The organism is Methylobacterium platani, from assembly GCF_001653715.1.
Lineage (GTDB): Bacteria > Pseudomonadota > Alphaproteobacteria > Rhizobiales > Beijerinckiaceae > Methylobacterium > Methylobacterium platani.
In genome coordinates this window covers 87,200-106,586 of sequence record NZ_LWHQ01000034.1, presented here as the reverse complement: position 1 = coordinate 106,586, position 19,387 = coordinate 87,200, and the positions used below count along the sequence as shown (strand labels likewise).

Sequence of the window (19,387 nt, the reverse complement as noted above, 5' to 3'; positions counted from 1 at the left end):
AACTCTCGATCAGTCTCGCGGGTGGGCGACAGCGCGACAGAGCGGCGCCGCCATGCTAGCTCCGTCGGATTCGGAACGGGTCGGTCCATAGCAGCGCCGGCCCCGAAAGGCACGGGGGCTAATCGGCATGACGATGCGGCGGGCGATCGGGCTGATGAGCGGCACCTCCCTCGACGGCGTCGACGTCGCGCTCATCGAGACCGACGGCGAGACCATCCGGGTCGAGCGCAGCCACAACGGCTACCTCGAGCCCCTGGGCCCGACGGGCTACCGCGCCTATTCCGACGACGACCGGGCGCTCCTGCGCCAGGCGCTGATCGACGCGGAGGCCGTGACCGAGCGCAGCGAGCGACCGGGCTGCCTCGCCCAGGCCGAGGAGCTGGTGACGCGGCTCCACGCCGAGGCGGTCGAGAACTTCCTCGCCGAGAACGGCCTCTCCCCCGCCGACATCGACGTGGTCGGCTTCCACGGCCAGACCGTGGTGCACCGGCCCGACCAGAAGATGAGCGTGCAGATCGGCGACGGGGGCGCCTTGAGCCGCCGCCTCGGCATCAAGGTGGTGTCGGACCTGCGCCACGCCGACATCGAGGCGGGCGGGCAGGGGGCGCCGCTGGTGCCCGTCTTCCACCGGGCGCTGGCCCAGGCCTCGGGCTTCACCGAGAGCCTCGGCATCCTCAATATCGGGGGCGTCGCCAACGCGACCCTGATCGCCCGCGACGGCCGCATCCTCGCCTTCGATACCGGGCCGGGCAACGCGCTGATCGACGACTGGATGCGCGAGCGCACCGGCCACGCGCTCGACGACAACGGCCGCACCGCCGCCCGCGGCCGGCCGGACGAGCCGCTGCTCGCCTGGCTCCTGATCCACCCGTTCTTCTCGCGCCGGCCGCCGAAGTCGCTCGATCGCAACTGGTTCTCGCACAAGCTCGCCGGCCAGCTCTCGACCGAGGACGGCGCCGCGACGCTCACCGCCTTCACGGCGCGGGCCGTCGCCCGGGCCCTCGACCACGCTTCCGACCCGCCGGTCCGCTGGATCGTCGCCGGCGGCGGGGCGCGCAACGGCGAGTTGCTGCGCCAGCTCAACTACTTCTTGCGCGCCGAGATCACGACCGCCGACGCCATCGGCTGGTCCTCGGCCTTCCTGGAGGCCCAGGCCTTCGCCTACCTGGCGGTCCGCTCGATCGAGGGGCTGCCGATCACCTTCCCGTCGACGACGGGGGTGAGCGAGGCGATCAGCGGCGGGGTGCTGGCGCGGCCGGAGGCGTAGGGCCGGCCGGTGCGGCACCGCAGGACGTTGCGCGAGGCCCGGTCCCACCGCTAAGCGGGCGCGCATGAGCAGCACCTCCACCCTCGGCCTCGCCCCGCACGCGGCACCCGTCACGGCGGCCCCCCGGTCCCGCCGCGCCGTGCGGACCTGGCTCTTCGTCATGGCCGCCCTGGTGGTGGCGATGGTGGCGGTCGGCGGCGCGACGCGGCTGACCGGCTCCGGCCTGTCGATCACCGAGTGGAAGCCGGTCACCGGCGCGATCCCGCCGCTCTCCGGACACGCCTGGGCCGAGGAATTCGCCAAGTACCAGGCGACGCCGCAGTACCGGCTGCTCAACCAGGGCATGACCCTGTCGGAGTTCCAGTTCATCTACGGCTGGGAATGGGGCCACCGGCTGCTCGGCCGGCTGATCGGCTTCGCGTTCTTCCTGCCGCTGCTGTTCTTCTGGTGGCGCGGCCAGCTCGACCGGCGCCTGTCCCTGAGCCTCCTCGGCCTCGGCGTGCTCGGCGGCCTGCAGGGGGCGGTCGGCTGGATCATGGTCGCGTCGGGCCTGCAGCCGGGCATGACCGCGGTCGCGCCGGTCAAGCTCGCCCTGCACCTGACGCTGGCGAGCGCGATCTATGCCGGCCTCGTCTGGCTCGCCTCCGGCCTCGACCGGCGGCGCGACGAGGTCGTGCCGGCCCGGATCTCCGGCAGCGCGCTCGCCCTGATGGCCCTGGTGCTGGTGCAGATCGCGCTCGGCGGCCTCGTCGCCGGCGCAAAGGCGGGGCTGACCTACAACACCTGGCCGCTGATGGACGGCGCCCTCGTCCCGGCCGGCCTGTTCTCCGGCACGCCGTGGATCGAGAACTTCGTCGACAACGTCACCCTGGTGCAGTTCAACCACCGGCTGACCGCCTACGCGCTGCTGATCCTCAGCCTCCTCCACGCCGTCGACGTCCGGCGCACCGCACCGGGCACCGGCGCGGCGCGGCGGGCCACGGCGCTCGGCGGCCTCGTCGCCGCGCAGGCGACGCTCGGCATCGTCACGCTGCTGCTCGTCGTGCCGCTCTGGGCGGGCCTGATGCATCAGGTCGCCGCGATGCTGGTTCTCGGCATGGCGACGGCGCATGCCCGGCTCTGCCGCCCGCCGAGGCCGACCGCCCTGCGCGTCGTCTGAGCGCGGCCGGGAACGTTCGTCCTACGTTCATGCTTCCAGCTTAACTTGGATCGACCGGGAGGACCCTTCCGGCTCCCGAGAGCGGAGGCCCGATGTCCGTGCAGGAGCAATCCCTGACCGCGTCCCCAGCCTTGAATGCACGCTTCGCCCCCGACGGCCGGCCCCTGAGCCTCGCCTGGACCTACACGCCGCGCGAATTGCTGGCCGACGGCGTCGTCCACGTGGTCGGCGTGAGCCTCGGCGTGATCGGCGCCCTGGCGCTGACGATCAGCGCCGCCCTGTCGAACCTCGCCCCCTCCGAGAAGGTGGCGGTCGGCGTCTACGCCGCCGGGCTCGTGGCGATGCTCGGCACCTCGGCGGCCTACAACATGTGTCCCGTCGGCCGGCTGAAATGGCGCCTGCGCCGGGCCGACCACGCCACCATCTTCCTGATGATCGCTGGCACCTACACGCCGCTCGTCACGCTCGTCGGCACCGACACCTTCGCCTTCGGCCTGCTCGCCGGGATCTGGCTGGTGGCGGCGGCGGGCGCCGCCGTGAAGCTGACCCTGCCCGGGCGCTTCGACCGGCTGGCGATCGCCCTGTACCTGGCCCTCGGCTGGAGCGGCATCATGGCCTACGAGTCGGTCATCGCCGCTCTGTCGCCGCCGGCCCTGTGGCTGCTCGGCGCCGGCGGCCTGCTCTACTCGCTGGGCGTGATCTTCCACGTCTGGCGGCGCCTGCCGTTCCAGAACGCCATCTGGCACGGCTTCGTGCTGGCGGCGGCGGCCTGCCATTACGGCGCGGTTTTCCGCAGCGTGCTCGACGTCGGGGCGTGAGCCCGGGGGCGTATCGGTGATCCGCCCACGCGACGCCTACGCCGATCTTGAACGCCGCAGGTTCATCATGGCTGCCAGCATATCCGCGGGTTCCCACGGCTTCGGCATGTAGACCGCGTGATCCGGTAGGGCCGCATCGGAGTCTCGATGGGAGGTCACCAGCACGCATGTGTCCGGCCAGTTCCGCCTCACGATCTGGGCGAGCGCTTCACCGTCCATGCCGCTCGAAAGGTCCATATCGGCGAACAGCAGGGCGACGTTAGAACCATGGAGGCACATTTGCTCCAGGGCATCCTCGGCGTTGCCGCACGCAATCACTTTGAGGCCACTGTCCTCGATGATCGCGGCCGCGAGGCCGCGCGCGTCCTCGTCGTCTTCCACGACCACGGCGATCGAGGTAGGCGTGACGACAGTGCCGGTCAGGGCCGTTTCCGTCACCTCACGGGGAGGGGATGCTGTCTCCGTTCGCGTGTGGCGCTCCCTGCGCCGTTCGGCTCGGATTCCCCTCCCGTGCGAGGCGTCCTGGTGTAGCCAGGTCAGCGCCGGCTGAGCACGCTCCTCGTCGGAGAGGCGGTGCTCGGGCGGCAGCAACTCGTCGGCCGCATCGTGAGCACTTGCGGGCGCGCGCCCCGGAGAAGCCTCATAGACGATGACGGTGTCGGCCTGATCCTGTTTCGTCTTGCGCGGCATGGACTCACTCGTCGAAGCTGCGGGCCAGCCTCTCGCGATGGCGCGGGTTGGTCAGATCCAAGTGACCATACCAGCCCGATCCCGCAAGGAGGCGCTTACCGTGCGGCGTTCCATCGGCGCCGGTCAGGGAGGCCAGATTGTACATGAGGTCTTCGTCACTGCTGGCACAGGCTGCCCTCTGAGCGGCGCCTAACAGCGGTGAGGCCGGCTCGTCCGAGAACGCTGCCGCCAAGGCCGCGCGAACGTGACGCGCGTCGTTCACAACGAATCCAAGTCGCGCCCAGGCGTAGCCTCCGACGGTCAGATTTGCGTGAACGTCGATTCGGACGATGTCGAGGCGATCGTAGACTTCGAGGCTCGCCCGCAGCATTCGCCGGGCGCCACCGCCGCCCTGGTAGCGGCTGGAAATCGCGAAATAGGCATGTTCGACATCCCAAGCGCCATCTCCACGCTGCGAGAAGCGACGCTCGATCTCGACCGCGTCCTGCGTTTCGCGGCAGTTCGTGGCGACGATCACGATGGCGCCGTCATCCGCATCGTGGTTCCAGATAACGCGCAGAGGCTCTTCATCGGGCGCACCTGCGAGGAGCGCGGACGAGACACGTCGCGCGTGCTCCTCATCGGTGAGCAACCCCCGGCCGAAAACCAACGGGTCTATCTGGAGCGAGTCGAGTGACAGGTCGCGTGCCGCGGCTCGCCCCTGCCATGACGTCCGCTCGATCGGCACGAAAACAAACCTCACGTCGGAGTCGGGCAACGCGATCCTGCCCGTGTCTCGCATCTGACGCAACGGTACGCTTGGCATTCCGCCGTCGAGCAGAGTGCCGACCGCAGCTCAGAACGGCGTGTAGTCCCCGCCGTCGGTGATCGTGTCGAGCGCCCGCTCGATCGACGTCACGGCGTCCAGCACCATCTGCACCGTGCGCTCGGTCTCGCCCCGCGGGCGGCCGAGGAAGGCGGCGCGGGCGCCGATGTCGTGCAGCTGCTCGGCGATCGTCACCAGGTCGGAGACGACCGTCGCGGTGGCGCGGGCGGCGGCATCGGGCGCCGGACGCGGGCGCAGCAGGGGAACGACGTTGCTCATCGGCCCGGACTCTCGCGCAAAGCTCCCGACTCCGCCAGCCGGAGAATCGCGGCCCTCCACACATTCCGCCAGGAGCGGCGCGGGGGGCACAGGGGAGGGGTTTGCGGCGGCGGCGGGCGTCGCCGCCTTGACGGCCGGGCGGGAGGCGGGCACCCCGGCTGCTCCGTCGGCGCCGGAAGCCCGGCCCGGCCGCCCGAGAATCAGGACCGATCCATGCGTTTCCTCCAAGCCGCCGCGGCGCTCACCCTCGCCTGCCTCGCGGCCGCCTGCACCAGCGCCGGCGACCCGCGCGGCACCGGCCTCGCCGAGACCTTCGACACCAAGAACTACGTGCGCTCCAACGACACCAACGGGACGCAGCGCCGGCCCGACGTGAACCGCGCCTTCACCCAGCCGTCGATCCCGAGCATCTCGAACCGCGGCTTCTGACGAGGGATCCGGCGGCCTCGGCCGCCGGTTCGCTCAGCGCCCGCGGAACAGCGGGTGCTCGACCTTGTCGCCCGGGTGCAGCCCGAGGCGCGCGGCGGTGCCGGCGTTGAGCTCGAGCACGCCCAGCACCGGCTCGCCGGAGTCGATGGTGCGGGTCGAGAGCGGCTCGGTATCGGCCGCGATGCGCGCCACCGTGCCGTTCGGCCGGATGAACAGCATGTCGAGCGGCAGGTAGGTGTTCTTCATCCACATCGCCACCGGGGCGTTGCGCTCGAAGTCGAACAGCATGCCGCGGTCCGGCGCCATGGCGCGGCGGAACATCAGCCCCTGCGCCCGTCCGGCATCGTCGCGCATCACCTCGACCTGGAAGGTGTGGCGGCCGGAGCGCGAGACGATGGTCAGCGGCTCGAACGGACCGTCGGCGAAGGCCGGCGAGGCCAGGGCCGGGAGGAGCAGGAACAGGAGCGCGGCGAGGAGCCGGCGCGGCGAGGCGGCGAAAGCCGGAGCGGCCCGAGGCCGTGCGAAGCGGAGCGACATGAGGCGTGAGCTAGCGCATGACCCGGCGAAAGGGATGGGGGAGCCGCCGCCGGAAACAGAGGCGAATCGAAAATGTGATCGGTCGGGCGAGGCGGGTCAGTGCGACGACGGCGGTCCGCCCTCGGCCATGCGCACCTCGGCGGCCATCAGGCCCTTCGAGCCGTCGCCGTAGCGCACCATGACGTGCTCGCCGGGCTTCAGCTCGGCGATGCCGTAGCGCCGCAGGGTCTCCATGTGGACGAAGATGTCCGGGGTGCCGTCGCCGCGGCTCAGGAAGCCGAAGCCGCGCAGGCGGTTGAACCACTTCACCACCGCCATCTCGAGCCCGCTGGTCGGCACCACGGTGACGTGGGTGCGCGGCATCGGCAGCTCGGCCGGGTGGGTCGCGGTGGACTGGTCGAGGGAGACCACCCGGAAGGCCTGCCAGCCGCGGGGGCGCTGCACCGCCTCGACCACGATCCGCGCCCCCTCGCTGGCGCCCTGGTGGCCGTCGCGGCGCAGGCAGGTGACGTGGAGCAGCACGTCCGGCGCGCCGCTGTCCGGCACGATGAAGCCGAAGCCCTTGGCGACGTCGAACCACTTGATGCGGCCGCTGACCTCGACGAGTTCGGTCGGGCGATCCGCCGTCGCGTCGAGCCCGGACCGGGTGTCGCGCGCGCCCTCCTCGAAGGCGCCCACCAGCCGTTCCCCGGCCGGGGCTGAACCGAACTCGTCCGACATCGTAAGCAACCCACTCGAATCGCGTCGCGCGCTTCACCGCCAGATTAACAAAGTCATGACTTCGGGGAAGCCCAAATCCGCCGAGTTGAGACACCTTCGTCGGCATGTCCCTCGCCGAATTCGCCTCGCCGGCGCGCATTCTGCAATCCCGGCAGGCAGACGGCGGGGCGCGCCCCCTTGCGGTTGCGGCGCCCTCGCAGGCCCCGCCGCCGCCTCTGCGCGTTTTCGCCGCAGGCGCGGCACGGGCCGCCGGCTCGGCTATGACGGCGACCGTGACGCCGTCCCGGAGAACCGCGATTCAGACCCCCTCGATCCCCGTCCGCCGCCTCGCGATCGTCGACCTCGCCCGCGCCGTCGCGCTCCTGGCGATGGCCCTCTACCACCTGACCTGGGATCTCGGCTTCCTGCGGTTGACCCCCGAGAACGCCGCCCTGTCGCCCATCGGCCGCCTGGCGGCGCACGGCATCGCCGGCAGCTTCCTGGTGCTGGTCGGGATCAGCCTGGTCCTGGCGCGGGGCCGCGGCGGCTGGCGCTCCTATCTCCTGCGGCTCGGGCGCATCGCCGCGGCGGCCGGGGCGATCTCGCTCGCGACGCTGTGGCTGTTTCCCGAGTCGTGGATCTTCTTCGGCATCCTGCACTGCATCGCCCTGTCGAGCGTGCTGGCGCTGCCGGCGCTCGCGGCGCCGCTGCCGCTGGTCTGGGTCGGGGCCGCCCTCGTCCTCGCCGGGCCGGCGCTCGCCGCGGCGGCCGGGGCGCCGGCCATCCTCGACGCGCCGGGCCTGCTCTTTCTCGGCCTCGGCTCCGTGGTGCCGACCACGAACGACTACGTGCCGCTGTGTCCCTGGTTCGGTTGCGTGCTCGCCGGGATCGGGCTCGGCCGGGCGGCCGGCCCGCGTCTCGCGGCCTCGCGCCTCGGGGCGTGGGTGCCGCGCCGGCGGATCGGGCGGCTCGCGGCGGCGGCCGGGCGGCACAGCCTCGCGGTCTATCTCGTGCACCAGCCGGTGCTGCTCGGGCTGCTCTACGGGGTCGCGGCGCTCACCGGGCCGCATCCGCGGGCGGGGGAGGCGCAGTTCCTGCGCGATTACCGGGCGACTTGCGCCGAGGCCGGCGGCGGCGCGGCGGCCTGCCGGGTGGCGGCGCGCTGCGCCCTGGTACGCCTGCGCGAGGAGGGCCTGTGGCGGATGGGCGGCAGCTTCACGGCGGAGGAGCAGGCCCGCGCGATCGCGGCGTCGCGGACCTGCTTCCGGGCGGTGGGCGGGCGCTGATCCCGCCCTCGGGCATCAATCCTTGGCGCGCTCGACGTAGGCGCCGTCCGCCGTCATCACGACGATGCGGGTGCCGGTGCCGATATGCGGCGGCACCAGGGTGCGCACCCCGTTCGAGAGCGTGGCGGGCTTGTAGGACGACGACGCGGTCTGGCCCTTGGTCACCGGCTCGGTGTCGGTCACCTCGAGGGTGACGCGCTGCGGCAGCTCGAGCGCCAGCGGCACGCCGTTATGGGTCGAGAGCATCACCGCCATGCCCTCCTGCAGGTAGGGGGCCATGTCGCCGATCACGTCCTGCGGCACCGCGAGCTGCTCGTAGGATTCCGGGTTCATGAAGTGGAACCCCTCGCCGTCGCTGTACAGGAAGGTGTGCTCCCGGTCCTCGACGTAGGCGCGCTCGACCTGCTCGGTGGTGCGGTAGCGCTCCGAGACCTTCACGCCGTCGGTGATCCGGCGCATGTCGAGCTGGGTGACCGGGGTGCCCTTGCCGGGGTGGATGTTCTCGGCGGAGAGGATCACGTAGAGCCGGCCGTCCTTGTCGACGACGTTGCCTTTGCGGAGAGAGCTGGCGATGACCTTCGGCACGGGGCGAATCCTGGAGTGAAGCGTTGACAGAGAGCGGCGGCGTCCGCCAAGCCGCGGATTGCGAGCGCCGCGCCGGCAGAGGATGCCTTCCGGCCCGCCCTATCGCATCTCAGGCGCGACCGCCAGTCGCCCGCCACCCGATGATCCGGCCATGACCTCCGCCTCGCCCCCCGCCTCGCCCTGGTGGGCTCCCCACGTCCATGCCGACCGCCGGCCGCGGCTGCTGGCCCGCAACCGCATCGCCGCGTCGCTGCGGGCCTGGTTTTCGGAGCGCGACTTCGTCGAGGTCGAGGCCAGCGCCCTCCAGGTCTCGCCCGGCAACGAGACGCATCTCTCCGCCTTCGCCACCACGGCGCTCGGGCCGGACGGGCTGCCGCATCCGTTCTACCTGCACACCTCGCCGGAATTCGCCTGCAAGAAGCTCCTGGCGGCGGGTGAACCCCGGCTGTTCAGCCTCGGCCCGGTCTACCGCAACCGCGAGCGCGGGGCCCTGCACCACCCGGAATTCACCATGCTCGAATGGTACCGGGCGGGGGAGACCTATGACGGCCTGATGCGCGACTGCGCCGACCTCCTCGCCCTCGCGGCCGAGCGGGCGGGCGCCGCGACCTTCGCCTGGCGCGGGATCGAGGCGGACCCGTTCGCGGCTCCGGAGCGCCTCGCCGTGGCCGAGGCCTTCCGGCGCCATGCCGGCATCGACCTCCTGGCGACGGTGGCGCCGGATGCGAGCACCGACCGCGAGGCGCTCGCCGCCGCGCTCGCGGCGGCCGGCATCCGCACCGCCCCCGACGACACCTGGGCCGACCTGTTCAGCCGCGTGATGGTCGAGCGGGTCGAGCCGGCGCTCGGCCGCGGCCGGGCGACGATCCTGTGCGAGTACCCGATTCCGGAAGCGGCGCTCGCCCGGCCGAGCCCCGCCGATCCGCGGGTGGCGGAGCGCTTCGAGCTCTATTGCTGCGGCGTCGAGCTCGCCAACGCCTTCGGGGAATTGACCGACGCCGACGAGCAGCGCCGCCGCTTCGCCGCCGAGATGGACGAGAAGCAGCGCGTCTACGGCGAGCGCTACCCCCTCGACGAGGATTTCCTGGCCGCGCTCGCGCGGATGCCGGAGGCGAGCGGCATCGCGCTCGGCTTCGACCGGCTGGTGATGCTGGCCACCGGCGCGCGCCGGATCGAGGACGTGATCTGGACGCCCGTCGCCCAATACCCCCGCGCCGACTACCCCCGCGCCGAGGATCTCCGGTGAGCGGGCCGATCCGCGGCGCGGGCGGCCTCGTCGATCACGGCCTGGTCCGGGCGGAGCGGCTCCCGGCGCTCGAGCGGGTGGCGGCGCGCTACGCCGTGTCGATCACGCCGGAGATCGCCGACCTGATCGCCGAGGCGGATGACGGAATCGGCCGCCAGTTCGTGCCGCGGGACGAGGAACTCGTCACCGCCCCGGAGGAGCGGGCCGACCCGATCGGCGACGACACCCACTCGCCCCTGCCCGGCATCGTCCACCGCTATCCCGACCGCGTGCTCCTGAAGCCGCTCCACGTCTGCCCGGTCTATTGCCGGTTCTGCTTCCGGCGCGAGGTGGTCGGGCCGGCGGGGCAGGGCAGCCTCACCGACGCCGAGCTCGACGCGGCGCTCGCCTACATCGCCGACCGTCCGGAAATCTGGGAGGTGGTGGTCACCGGCGGCGACCCCCTGGTGCTCTCGCCCCGGCGGCTCGGCCGCATCGCCGCCGCGCTGAGGGACCTCCCGCATGTCCGGGTGCTGCGGCTCCATACCCGCGTGCCGGTCGTCGATCCGGGCCGGATCGACGCCGACCTGATCGCGGCCCTCAAGGAATTCGGGGGCGCGGTGTTCGTCGCGCTCCACGCCAACCATCCGCGGGAATTCACCGCCGGCGCGCGCGGGGCGATCGCCCGGCTGGTCGATGCCGGGATCCCGATGGTGAGCCAGTCGGTGCTGCTCGCCGGGGTCAACGACGACCCCGACACGCTCGCCGCCCTGATGCGGGCCTTCGTCGAGAACCGGATCAAGCCCTACTACCTGCACCACGGCGACCTCGCCCCGGGCACCGGCCACCTGCGCACCACCCTCGATCACGGCCAGGCGCTGATGCGATCCTTGCGCGGCCGGGTCTCGGGCCTGGCGCAGCCGGCCTACATCCTCGACATCCCCGGCGGATACGGCAAGGTGCCGGTGGGACCGGGCTACCTGACCGGCGGTCCCGCGGGCTGGACGGTCACCGATCCGACGGGCCGGGCGCATGCCTACCCGCCGAGACCTGAGGAGGAGACGCCATGCGCAGGCTCTGGGGACGACTGAGCTCGGTCAACGTGCAGAAGGCGGTATGGAGCCTGGAGGAGCTGGGCCTGCCCTACGAGCGGGTCGAGGCCGGCGGCGCCTTCGGGCGGGTCCGCGATCCGGACTACGTCGCGCTCAACCCGAACAGCCTCGTGCCGGTGATGGAGGAGGACGGCTTCGTCCTGTGGGAATCGAACGCGATCCTGCGCTACCTCGCCCGCGGCCACGGTGCGGGAAGCCTGTGGCCGGAGGATCCGCAGGAGGCGGGCCGCGTCGACCAATGGCTCGACTGGCAGGCGACCCGGTTCACGCCCTCGACCCGGGACGCATTCTGGCAGACCGTGCGCACCGCGCCCGAGCAGCGCGACCGGGCCGCCATCGACCGCTCGGTCGCGGCGTCCGAGGACTGCGCGGCGATCCTCGACGCGCACCTGATGGGACGTCCGTTCCTGGTCGGCGACCGCTTCTCCGCGGCCGACATCGCGGTCGGCGCCGCGGCGCATCGCTGGCTCCACCTCGACGTGCCGCGCACCGAGCGGCCGGCGCTGCGCTCATGGTACGAGCGGATCAGGGCGCGGCCGGCGGCCGACGTGGCGCTGCCGCCGTTGAGCTGAGCCGCAGCCGTGGCCATGCGTTGACGGCGTGGCCGTCCGGCCCCGGATCGGCTACGTCTGGTCCCGTTTCCCTCCCCACGCCCCCGAAGGCCCGATGCCGCTCGACAAGACGCTCCTCGACGCCCTGCAGGCCGTCACCACCGCCACCCTCACCACGGTGCTCCTGAAGAAGGGCATCCGCCGCTGCTGGATGCGCGGGCCGATGCCGCGCTTCGCCGCCGGGCAGCGGGTGGTCGGCCCGGCCTTCACCCTGCGCTTCGTCCCCGCCCGCGAGGATCTGGCGACCCCCGAATCCTGGTCGAGCCCGACCTCGACCCGCGCGGCGATCGAGGCGATGCCCGAGGGCTGCATCGCGGTGGTCGACGCGATGGGGGTGCAGGATGCCGGCATCTTCGGCGACATCCTGTGCGCCCGGATGAAGAAGCGCGGCGTCGCGGCGCTCGTCACCGACGGCGTCGTGCGCGACGGCGAGGGCGTGGACGGCACCGGCCTGCCGGTCTGGTGCTCCGGCGTCGCGGCCCCGGCCTCGGTGGCGGGCCTGACCTTCGTCGGCTGGGGCGAGCCGGTCGGCTGCGGCGGCGTCGCGGTCTATCCCGACGACATCGTGGTGGCGGACGGCGACGGCGCGGTGCTGATCCCGGCGGCGCTGGCCGAGGAGGTGGCGCTCGCCGCCGTCGAGCAGGAGCGCCTCGAGCTCTGGATCATGCGCGAGGTCGACAAGGGGCTGCCGCTGCCGGGCCTCTATCCGCCGAACGCCGAGACCCGCGCCCGCTACGAGGCCGAGACGAACAAGGCCTGATTCCCATCCGGGCCGGGATCCTCCCGGTGTTCTTCGTGCTCTCGAAGGTGCTGTGGTTCCTCGCGGCGCCGTCGAACCTGCTCCTGCTCCTGGTTCTCGCAGGGGCAGGGCTCGGCCTGCGCTGGCCGCATCTCGGCTTCGGGACCTGCGCCGCCGCCGGGCTCATGCTCCTCGTCGGCGGCGTCTCGCCGCTGGCCTCCCTGGTCTTCGGCCCGCTCGAGAACCGTTTCCCCGAGTTCCGCGACGACGGCGCCCCGGTCGCCGGCATCGTGGTGCTGGGCGGGGCGGTCGAGACCGGGCTGTCTTCCGCCCGCGACCAGCTCGTCGTCAACGACGCCGGCGAGCGCATGATCGCGCTCGGCGACCTCGCGCGGCGCCATCCGCAGGCGGTCGTGGTCTTCTCCGGCGGCTCCGGCCGGCTCACCGGCGACGGCGCCGTGTCCGAATCGGCGATCGTGCGCCGTCACGCCGCGTCCCTCGGCGTGTCGCCGGAGCGGATCACCTACGAGGACCGTTCCCGCAACACCCGCGAGAACGCCGCCTTCAGCGCCGAGCTGGTCAAGCCGAAGCCCGGCCAGCGCTGGCTCCTCGTCACCTCGGCCTGGCACATGCCGCGGGCGATGGGCTGCTTCCGGAAGGCCGGCTTCGCGGCGACCGCCTATCCGGTCGATTACCGCACCGGCCCCGGCGCCGTCGCGCTCCACTCGACGGCGGGAGACGGGTTGTTCGAACTGGACGTCGCGGTGCGCGAATGGCTCGGCCTCGTGGCGTACCGGGCGTCCGGGTACACGGAGACGGTGTTTCCGGGGCCGTGAGGCGCCGGAGCATCGCCCGATCGCGCTGCGACAGGGTCCGCGGCACGCCTGATCCGGCCGCGTTGCCGGCCCCTTCCACTCGCAAGCTCGTCCGCGTTTGCAACGACGAAGCGGAAACCTCTCCGCCGTAAACAACGACTCGGGATCCGGTCCATCGCCCTAGACGTCCAGCCCCCGCGCCGCAAGTTCCCGGCGGAGCCCGTCGGCCGACATAAAATGATGGGCCTGGAGCCCCGCCGCCCGCGCTCCTGCGACGTTCTCAGACAGATCGTCGACGAACAGTACAGCCGAGGGCTTCACAGCGAGGGCTGCGAGGCAGCGGCGATAGCAGACGATGTTGGGCTTCGCCGCGCGAAACGAGGCCGCTGCGTAGATCCTGTCCCCGAACAGGGGCCGGAGTTCCGGGCAGATGACGTTGATGTTCTCGGTCAGCAATTCCGAGTTGTTTGTCAGGATCGCGACAGCCTTCAAGGTCCGCAGCCGTTCTACCAGCGCGAGGACCTGATCATCGGGCGCGACCGCAGCGCGACGCGCCTCCAGCCACTCCTCCAGGCTGACCGGATAACCGATGCGGTCGCCGAAGGCCTGAAGATAGGCCTGCGGCCCGAGAGCCCCGCTATCCCCCAGATGTTCCAGACCACTGTCCCAGATCGCGGCGTAGATGTCGTCGGCTGGCAGCCCGGTGATCTCCGACAGGCGATCGACGCGCCGACGGCGGTCATAGTGGTAGAGAACGTTGTCGAGGTCGAACAGGATGAGTTCGATGTCGTCGACCATAACTCATCACCTCTGCGCTGAGGCACCCGAGAATTGCGGAAGCCCTGAACTGCCCGCCGATGACATCGGAAACGGCTCCGGACGCTCAGTCAAGCTCGCTGATCCGGGACCCGTCCTCGCGACAAAACCGAAATCGGCTGCGGTGGCACGGCCACGGCGCCGGTTGCGAGCCGCGCCTCGCACGGCCAGACCGATCGGGGTTAGCCTCGGAGCATGGCCCGGTTACGGTGCCATCGGACAAAGCTCTACCGCGGCAGCGACAGCCGGTAGATCCCGCGGAAATCGTCCGGATCGTCCACCACCTTACCCTTGCGCAGGATGGCGATGCGGCCCTCCTTCATCAGCCGTACCGCTTGGCGGCGGACCGGCTGCATCAGCGGGCCCCAGCCGTCCGGATGGGGCCCGCCGAGCGCCCGGGCGACCTCGGACGGGCAGACGGTCTTGTCGGCGCCGCGCTCGGTGACGAGGCGCATCAGGGTGAGCTCGAGCTCGAAATCGTCAGGGATCATCGTGGTCCTGCAGGGCCCGGCGGGCGTCGGAGGCGAACTGGCGCTGCCACATCACGGTCAGCACCATCGCGGTGGTGGCGAACAGCACGGCGGCGCTGACGAACCATCCGAGATACGCCAGGGCGAAGAAGAACGCACGCTGCCCGCGGTTGAAGTGGCCGCCCGCCACCACGTTCATCGCGGCGGCCCGCCGTGCCGCCCGCTCGATCGCCACCGGATCGCCGTCCCGCGGCGGCACCGCGCCGATCAGGATCGCGCCGTAATTGAACAGCCGGTAGGCCCAGGCGAACTTGAAGAAGGCGTAGACGAAGATCAGCGCGAGGCCCGCGACCTTGATCTCCCACACCGCCCGGGTCATCGGCGCGCCGAACGGCAGGGTGGAGAACAGCGTGAGCGCGTCGTCGGTGGAGCGCGACAGGGTGAGCGCGCTGCCGAGGGCGATCAGCGCCGTCGAGGCGAAGAAGGCGGTGCCGTTCTGCAGCGAGGCGTTGATGGTGGTGTCGACGACCCGGTTCTCGCGCACGATCTGCTGGTCGGCCCAGGCGTGGCGGTAGCGGTTCATCATGCCGTTGAGGCTGCGCTTGCCGCCCGACAGGTGCTCGACCGCGTAGGAATAGCCCCACCACGCCGAGAGGAAGCAGAGCAGGGCGGCGAGGTCGAGGAACGAGAAGCTGCTGAGGCCCAGATCCGGGTGCATGCCGGCCCCCGTCAGGCCGTCGGCAGGATCTGCACGCCGCGCGCGCCGGCGGGCGCCGGCACGGCGTCGTCGACCGTCAGATCCTCGACCCGGGCCCCGGGCGGCCCCTGCCGGCAGGCCTCGATCATCGCCGCGACGGCCTCGGCCGACCCGGCGAGACGGGCCTCGACGCTGCCGTCTCGGCGGTTGCGCACGGTGCCGGACAGGCCGCGCGCCTCGGCGACGCCCTTCGTCCAGGCCCGGTAGCCGACGCCCTGGACCCGGCCCCGGACGATGATTGCCACGCTGCGGTGCCCGCTCACGACCGCCCGCTCCCAGAATGAGTTCCGCTGGGGCGGCTCTAGAGCATTTCGCCGCGCGAGGGGAGGGCGTCGGGCGCGTGAGGCGTCAGGCGCTCGCCGCCACGAGCGGGCGGATCGCGGCCGGGCGGGGCGCCGGGGCGCGGGGGCGCACCAGGTCGGCGAGCGGCACGAAGGCGTCCGGCGCGGCGCCGCCGACCCGCGTGCCGAAGCCGAGGGCGAAAGAGAGGGTGAGCTTGCGGTCCGGCGCGATGCCGAAGGCTTCGAGCGCCGCCGAGAACGCCTCGCGGAAGCTGCGCACCCCGCACCAGCTCTTCTCCGAGAGGTGGAGCGGCCATTCCCAGTGGCCGTCCGGCCGCCGCGCGTTCAGGGCGTCGCGATCGATGAAGTAGCCGGTGTCCCGGTGCTCGAGACCGTCCGCGAGGAGGCGCCAGTCCCGGTTCTCGAACAGCGGGGCAGCCTCGGCCGCGACGTCGTCCAGGCGGGTGGTCTCCATGCGGGTCTCCCAGGGTTCCGCCGCGACGCCGCGCCGCCTCCCGGACCGGCCCATCGTGTGGAACATTTCCGGAACACTGGTCTGATTTGCACAGGTCGTCAACAGGTTTCGAAGATCTCTTCCGAAGACCCCCGCCCCGCGGCGGGCGGCGTTGCCAAAGCGGCGGCGCGGTGCCACCTGAGGCGGGACGAGCACGAGGAGCGATATGGAGCGCAGCCGCAAGGGTCAGGAGACGGGGCGGGATACCGGTTCGCGCGAGACCGGCTCCGACGTCGAGGCGCTGAAGCGGCTCGAGGCGTTGCAGCCGGCCTTCGAGCGCCTGCGCGCCGACCGCATCCGGGCCGAGAGCGACGTCGAGCGCCTGACCGCGGAACTCGCCGCCGCCCGGGCCCAGGCCCGCGAGGAGCTGGGCACCGACGACGAGGCCGAGATCCACCGGATGATCGAGGAGGCCCGGGCCGAGAATGCCCGCCGGGTCGAGGATTTCGCCCAGGCCCTGCGGGCGGTCCAGGACCGGCTGGCCGCCCTCGATGCGGGGCGCTGAGACGCCCGTGACCCCGCTCGACATCCAGGACGCGCTCGCCCGCGCCGGCCGCCTGCTCGCGCGGCTCGAGGCGACGCGCGACCGCGACCGCGACGCGCTGGCGGCGCGGACGAAGGCGGTGGCCGCCGCCAAGGGGCGGCTCGCCCAGCGCGACGCGATCGACACCTACCTGCGCGACCTGCAGCAGGACGCCAACCGGCGCAGCGTCGCGACCTTCGAGACCCTGCTCACCGCCCTCGTCCAGGAGGTGCTGCCCGGCGAAAAGCCGGTGCGGCTCGACCTCACCACCGAGCGCGGGCTTCCGGCCCTCGATATCGGGGTCGAGCGCCCGGACGGCGGCCGCGAGGACGTGCTGGAGGACAATGGCGGCGCCATGACCAACGTGGTCGGGATGGCGCTGCGCCTGATCGCCGTGGTCAAGTCCGGCCTCGGCCGCTTCCTCGCCCTCGACGAGGCCGATTGCTGGATCGCGCCCGAGCGGGTGCCGGCCTTCTACCGGGTGCTCGACGACGGCGCCGCGCGGCTCGGCGTGCAGTGCCTGGCGATCTCCCACCACGACGTCGCCGGCTTCGAGGCCGGGCTGACGGTGAGCCGGATCGCCGGGCGGCCCGAGACCGGCGTCGTCATCGACGGGCCGGCCGCGGCCTGCGCCGCCGCGTGGCGGCCCGGGATGCCGGGCTTCCGCTTCGTGCGCCTCGTCGACGTGCAGGGCTTCGCCGACGCGACCCTGCCGCTCTCGCCCGGCGTCAACGCCCTCGTCGGCCCGAACAACCACGGCAAGTCGACGGTGATCCGGGCGCTCCGGGCGGTGTTCTACGGCGAGGTGCGCGACAGCCTGGTGCGGGCCGGCGCGAGCGCCGCCCGGGTCGAGATCGGCGTCGCCGGGGGCCGGGTGCTCCGTTACGTCCGCCAGCCGAAGCGCACCCCGGTCAACCTGTGGTCGCTGCACGAGGCCGACGGGGCGCTGGTCCAGGAGGACGGCACGACCTTCGAGACCGGCGGCCGCGACGTGCCGGCCTGGGTCGAGCGGCTGTTCGGCATCACCCGGGTCGAGGAGCTCGACGTCCACGTCGCGCACCAGAAATTCCCGGTCTTCCTCCTCGGCGAGAAGCCGGCGCGGCGCTCGGCGGTGCTGTCGATCGGCCGCGAGGCCGGGCTGATCCGCGACATGCAGGCGCTCCAGCGCGAGCGCGTCACCGAGGACCAGCGCACGACCCGCGAGGGCGAGCGCGAGATCGCCCGCCTGCGCGAGGCCCTCGCCGGCCTCGACGGGCTCGACGCCCTGGCGGCGGCGCTCCACGACCTGCAGGCCCGCGCCCTCGCCCTCGCGGGGGAGGCTTCGCGCCTGCGCGAGCGCGAGGCCCTGGCCGACCGCCTCGCCCGGGCCGGGCGCCTCGCGACCGGCGCCGCCGCCCGGGCCCGGGCGCTGGCCGACCTGCCGGGGCCGGAGGCCGGCGCGGAGCTTGGGCGCCGCCTCGCCGAGGCGCGCCACCGCCAGATTGTGGGGCGGCGCGTTCTCACGACGGCCGCCGACCTCGCCGGCGCGGCCGGGCGGGCCGCCGCCCTCGCCGGCCTGCCGCCGGAGGCGCCGGCCCCGCGGGACACCGCGCAGGCGACGTCCCACGCCGCACGGTTGCGGCGCCTCGCCCGGGACCTCGCCGACGCGCAGGGCCGGGCCGCGGCGTTGCGCGACCTGCCGGAGGCGCCGCCCCGGCCGGTGCTCCGGCCGGGCGCGGCGGCAACCGCCCGGCGCCTCGCCGAGATCGGGCGCGGGCTCGCCGCGGCGCGGGCCCGGGAGACCGCCTCCCGCGACGGGCTGGCGGCGGCGGAGGCCGAGATGGCGCAGGTGCTGGCCCGGACCGGCGGGCTCTGCCCGGCCTGCGGCACGCCCGTCGCCCCGGCCTCCCTGCTCGCCGGCCACCGCCATGCCCGGCCGGAGGCCGCGGCATGATCCTCGGCCGCGAGCGGCTCGACGCCGCGCCGGTCGCCTGCGCCGGCCTCCTCGTCATCGGCGATCCGCACGTCTCGTCGCTCCGTCCCGGCCGGCGCAAGGACCCCGACTGGCCGGCGCCGGTGCTGGCCAAACTCGAGCACTGCGTCGCGCTGGCCAATGCCCGCGACCTCGCGCCCGTGCTCCTCGGCGACCTGTTCGAGCGGCCGGTCGAGCCGGACGAGAGCCTGAAGTCGCGCCTGATCCGGATCCTCAAGGGGTTCCGCCACCGGCCGCTCGCCAATGTCGGCAACCACGACATCCGCCACACCCGCCTGTCCGACGGCGACAGCCTGGCGATGCTGGCGGTGAGCGACGTCCTCGACGTCGTGCCGGAATCCGGCCCGGCGGCGCAGTACCGCGTGGCGAGCCGCCGCCTCGGCCTTGGCGCGACGCCGTTCGGCCAGGCGATCCCGGCCGATGCGCGCGGGCTCTTCCCGGACGCCGATCACACGGTCTGGCTCACCCATCACGACCTCGCCTTCGGGGCCGGATATCCGGGCGCGGTGCCGCCGGAGGCGATTGCCGGCTGCGCGCTCGCCATCAACGGCCACGTCCACAAGCGCCACGCGCCGTTGCGGGTCGGCGACACGCTGTGGGTCAACCCGGGCAACATCACCCGCGGCTCGGTCGACCTCATCGCCCACGTGCCGGCGGTCTTCGTGCTCGCGGGCGACCTCTCGCTCACCGAGGAGCGCCTTCCCTTCGCCGCCGACGTGTTCGACCTCACCGGCCGCCAGGTCGCCGCCGATCCCTCGCCCGAGGCGGTCGGCCGGGTCGAGAGCGCCTTCGTGTCGCTGCTCCAGGCCGAGACCACCACCGACCTCGCCCGCAGCGACGACGGCGCCCTGCTGCGCGAGGAGATCGAGGCCAAGTTTTTTCGCGATGAGACCCCGGAGCCGGTGCGGGCGGCGATCCGCTCGCTGGTCGAGGCGGCGGTGGCGAAGCGGGGCGGGTAGGACGACGCGGGTCGTTCCGACCGGAACGGTCGGAGCCCG

24 protein-coding genes are annotated in these 19,387 nt (G+C 72.7%); 13 read left to right on the top strand and 11 right to left on the bottom strand.

What is annotated here, in order from left to right; genetic code table 11:
• Positions 1-127: 127 nt before the first annotated feature.
• The 3 genes from A5481_RS16975 to trhA all read left to right on the top strand — a co-directional run bounded on the left by A5481_RS16975 (position 128) and on the right by trhA (position 3,244).
• Positions 128-1,267 (top strand): anhydro-N-acetylmuramic acid kinase, encoded by a 1,140-nt coding sequence (locus tag A5481_RS16975; RefSeq protein WP_197514201.1) that lies wholly within the window; start codon positions 128-130, stop codon positions 1,265-1,267.
• Between the two features lie 64 nt (positions 1,268-1,331).
• A complete protein-coding gene (locus A5481_RS16970; RefSeq protein ID WP_048436606.1) occupies positions 1,332-2,426 on the top strand; it encodes a COX15/CtaA family protein in 1,095 nt (364 codons plus the stop codon).
• Between the two features lie 92 nt (positions 2,427-2,518).
• On the top strand, positions 2,519-3,244 hold the full coding sequence (trhA, locus tag A5481_RS16965; RefSeq protein ID WP_048436607.1) for a PAQR family membrane homeostasis protein TrhA: 726 nt from the start codon (positions 2,519-2,521) through the stop codon (positions 3,242-3,244).
• Between the two features lie 36 nt (positions 3,245-3,280).
• Here trhA and A5481_RS32580 read toward each other — a convergent pair whose 3' ends face one another.
• The 3 genes from A5481_RS32580 to A5481_RS16950 form a co-directional block, all read right to left on the bottom strand.
• Positions 3,281-3,934 (bottom strand): response regulator, encoded by a 654-nt coding sequence (locus tag A5481_RS32580; RefSeq protein ID WP_082173480.1) that lies wholly within the window; start codon positions 3,932-3,934, stop codon positions 3,281-3,283.
• Positions 3,935-3,938: 4 nt separating this feature from the next.
• Positions 3,939-4,691, bottom strand: coding sequence for a hypothetical protein (locus A5481_RS16955; protein ID WP_156312084.1), 753 nt, complete (start codon positions 4,689-4,691; stop codon positions 3,939-3,941).
• Between the two features lie 78 nt (positions 4,692-4,769).
• On the bottom strand, positions 4,770-5,018 hold the full coding sequence (locus tag A5481_RS16950) for a hypothetical protein (protein ID WP_048436609.1): 249 nt from the start codon (positions 5,016-5,018) through the stop codon (positions 4,770-4,772).
• A gap of 213 nt (positions 5,019-5,231) precedes the next feature.
• On the opposite strand from A5481_RS16950, the gene A5481_RS16945 reads away from it, so the two are divergent.
• Entirely contained in the window at positions 5,232-5,447 is a 216-nt protein-coding gene (locus tag A5481_RS16945; RefSeq protein WP_064504068.1) for a hypothetical protein, read from the top strand.
• Positions 5,448-5,480: 33 nt separating this feature from the next.
• Here the strand turns inward: A5481_RS16945 and A5481_RS16940 are convergent, their stop codons facing one another.
• Both A5481_RS16940 and A5481_RS16935 read right to left on the bottom strand, forming a co-directional pair.
• Positions 5,481-5,984 carry a DUF192 domain-containing protein gene (locus tag A5481_RS16940; RefSeq protein ID WP_064504066.1) on the bottom strand — a complete coding sequence of 168 codons (504 nt, stop codon included), beginning with the start codon at positions 5,982-5,984 and terminating at the stop codon, positions 5,481-5,483.
• Positions 5,985-6,080: 96 nt separating this feature from the next.
• Positions 6,081-6,704, bottom strand: a complete 624-nt coding sequence (locus A5481_RS16935) for a cold-shock protein (RefSeq protein WP_048432490.1) — start codon at positions 6,702-6,704, stop codon at positions 6,081-6,083.
• A 260-nt stretch (positions 6,705-6,964) separates the two neighbouring features.
• Here A5481_RS16935 and A5481_RS16930 point away from each other — a divergent pair, with 260 nt between their 5' ends.
• Positions 6,965-7,969: an acetyltransferase domain-containing protein gene (locus A5481_RS16930; RefSeq protein ID WP_048432547.1), complete on the top strand. Its 1,005-nt coding sequence runs from the start codon at positions 6,965-6,967 to the stop codon at positions 7,967-7,969.
• 15 nt (positions 7,970-7,984) lie between these two features.
• On the opposite strand, the gene efp is transcribed toward A5481_RS16930, so the two are convergent.
• Positions 7,985-8,554 carry an elongation factor P gene (efp, locus tag A5481_RS16925; protein ID WP_048432491.1) on the bottom strand — a complete coding sequence of 190 codons (570 nt, stop codon included), beginning with the start codon at positions 8,552-8,554 and terminating at the stop codon, positions 7,985-7,987.
• A 151-nt stretch (positions 8,555-8,705) separates the two neighbouring features.
• Between efp and epmA the strand changes: the two genes are divergently transcribed.
• From epmA to A5481_RS16900, 5 genes are all read left to right on the top strand, one after another.
• Positions 8,706-9,800, top strand: a complete 1,095-nt coding sequence (gene epmA, locus A5481_RS16920) for an EF-P lysine aminoacylase EpmA (RefSeq protein WP_048432492.1) — start codon at positions 8,706-8,708, stop codon at positions 9,798-9,800.
• Positions 9,797-10,870: a lysine-2,3-aminomutase-like protein gene (locus A5481_RS16915; protein WP_048432493.1), complete on the top strand. Its 1,074-nt coding sequence runs from the start codon at positions 9,797-9,799 to the stop codon at positions 10,868-10,870. The genes epmA and A5481_RS16915 overlap by 4 nt, the downstream gene beginning before the upstream one ends.
• Positions 10,846-11,463: a glutathione S-transferase family protein gene (locus tag A5481_RS16910; RefSeq protein WP_048432494.1), complete on the top strand. Its 618-nt coding sequence runs from the start codon at positions 10,846-10,848 to the stop codon at positions 11,461-11,463. The genes A5481_RS16915 and A5481_RS16910 overlap by 25 nt, the downstream gene beginning before the upstream one ends.
• Positions 11,464-11,557: 94 nt before the next feature.
• Positions 11,558-12,262, top strand: coding sequence for a ribonuclease activity regulator RraA (locus tag A5481_RS16905; protein ID WP_048432495.1), 705 nt, complete (start codon positions 11,558-11,560; stop codon positions 12,260-12,262).
• Between the two features lie 26 nt (positions 12,263-12,288).
• A complete protein-coding gene (locus A5481_RS16900; protein ID WP_048432496.1) occupies positions 12,289-13,077 on the top strand; it encodes a YdcF family protein in 789 nt (262 codons plus the stop codon).
• A gap of 159 nt (positions 13,078-13,236) precedes the next feature.
• On the opposite strand, the gene A5481_RS16895 is transcribed toward A5481_RS16900, so the two are convergent.
• From A5481_RS16895 to A5481_RS16875, 5 genes are all read right to left on the bottom strand, one after another.
• On the bottom strand, positions 13,237-13,854 hold the full coding sequence (locus A5481_RS16895) for an HAD family hydrolase (protein ID WP_048432497.1): 618 nt from the start codon (positions 13,852-13,854) through the stop codon (positions 13,237-13,239).
• A gap of 245 nt (positions 13,855-14,099) precedes the next feature.
• Positions 14,100-14,363, bottom strand: a complete 264-nt coding sequence (locus tag A5481_RS16890) for a DUF3253 domain-containing protein (protein ID WP_048432498.1) — start codon at positions 14,361-14,363, stop codon at positions 14,100-14,102.
• Positions 14,353-15,060: a DUF599 domain-containing protein gene (locus tag A5481_RS16885; protein ID WP_048432499.1), complete on the bottom strand. Its 708-nt coding sequence runs from the start codon at positions 15,058-15,060 to the stop codon at positions 14,353-14,355. The genes A5481_RS16890 and A5481_RS16885 overlap by 11 nt, the downstream gene beginning before the upstream one ends.
• A gap of 11 nt (positions 15,061-15,071) precedes the next feature.
• Positions 15,072-15,362: an acylphosphatase gene (locus A5481_RS16880; protein WP_048432500.1), complete on the bottom strand. Its 291-nt coding sequence runs from the start codon at positions 15,360-15,362 to the stop codon at positions 15,072-15,074.
• Between the two features lie 85 nt (positions 15,363-15,447).
• Entirely contained in the window at positions 15,448-15,855 is a 408-nt protein-coding gene (locus A5481_RS16875) for a hypothetical protein (protein ID WP_048432501.1), read from the bottom strand.
• Between the two features lie 205 nt (positions 15,856-16,060).
• Here A5481_RS16875 and A5481_RS16870 point away from each other — a divergent pair, with 205 nt between their 5' ends.
• From A5481_RS16870 to A5481_RS16860, 3 genes are read left to right on the top strand one after another with little or no spacing between them, the layout of a single operon-like run.
• Positions 16,061-16,399: a hypothetical protein gene (locus tag A5481_RS16870; RefSeq protein ID WP_048432502.1), complete on the top strand. Its 339-nt coding sequence runs from the start codon at positions 16,061-16,063 to the stop codon at positions 16,397-16,399.
• A gap of 7 nt (positions 16,400-16,406) precedes the next feature.
• Positions 16,407-18,350: an AAA family ATPase gene (locus A5481_RS16865; protein ID WP_048432548.1), complete on the top strand. Its 1,944-nt coding sequence runs from the start codon at positions 16,407-16,409 to the stop codon at positions 18,348-18,350.
• Positions 18,347-19,348 (top strand): hypothetical protein, encoded by a 1,002-nt coding sequence (locus A5481_RS16860; protein ID WP_048432503.1) that lies wholly within the window; start codon positions 18,347-18,349, stop codon positions 19,346-19,348. Before A5481_RS16865 ends, A5481_RS16860 begins: the two co-directional genes overlap by 4 nt.
• The last annotated feature ends 39 nt before the right edge of the window (positions 19,349-19,387 follow it).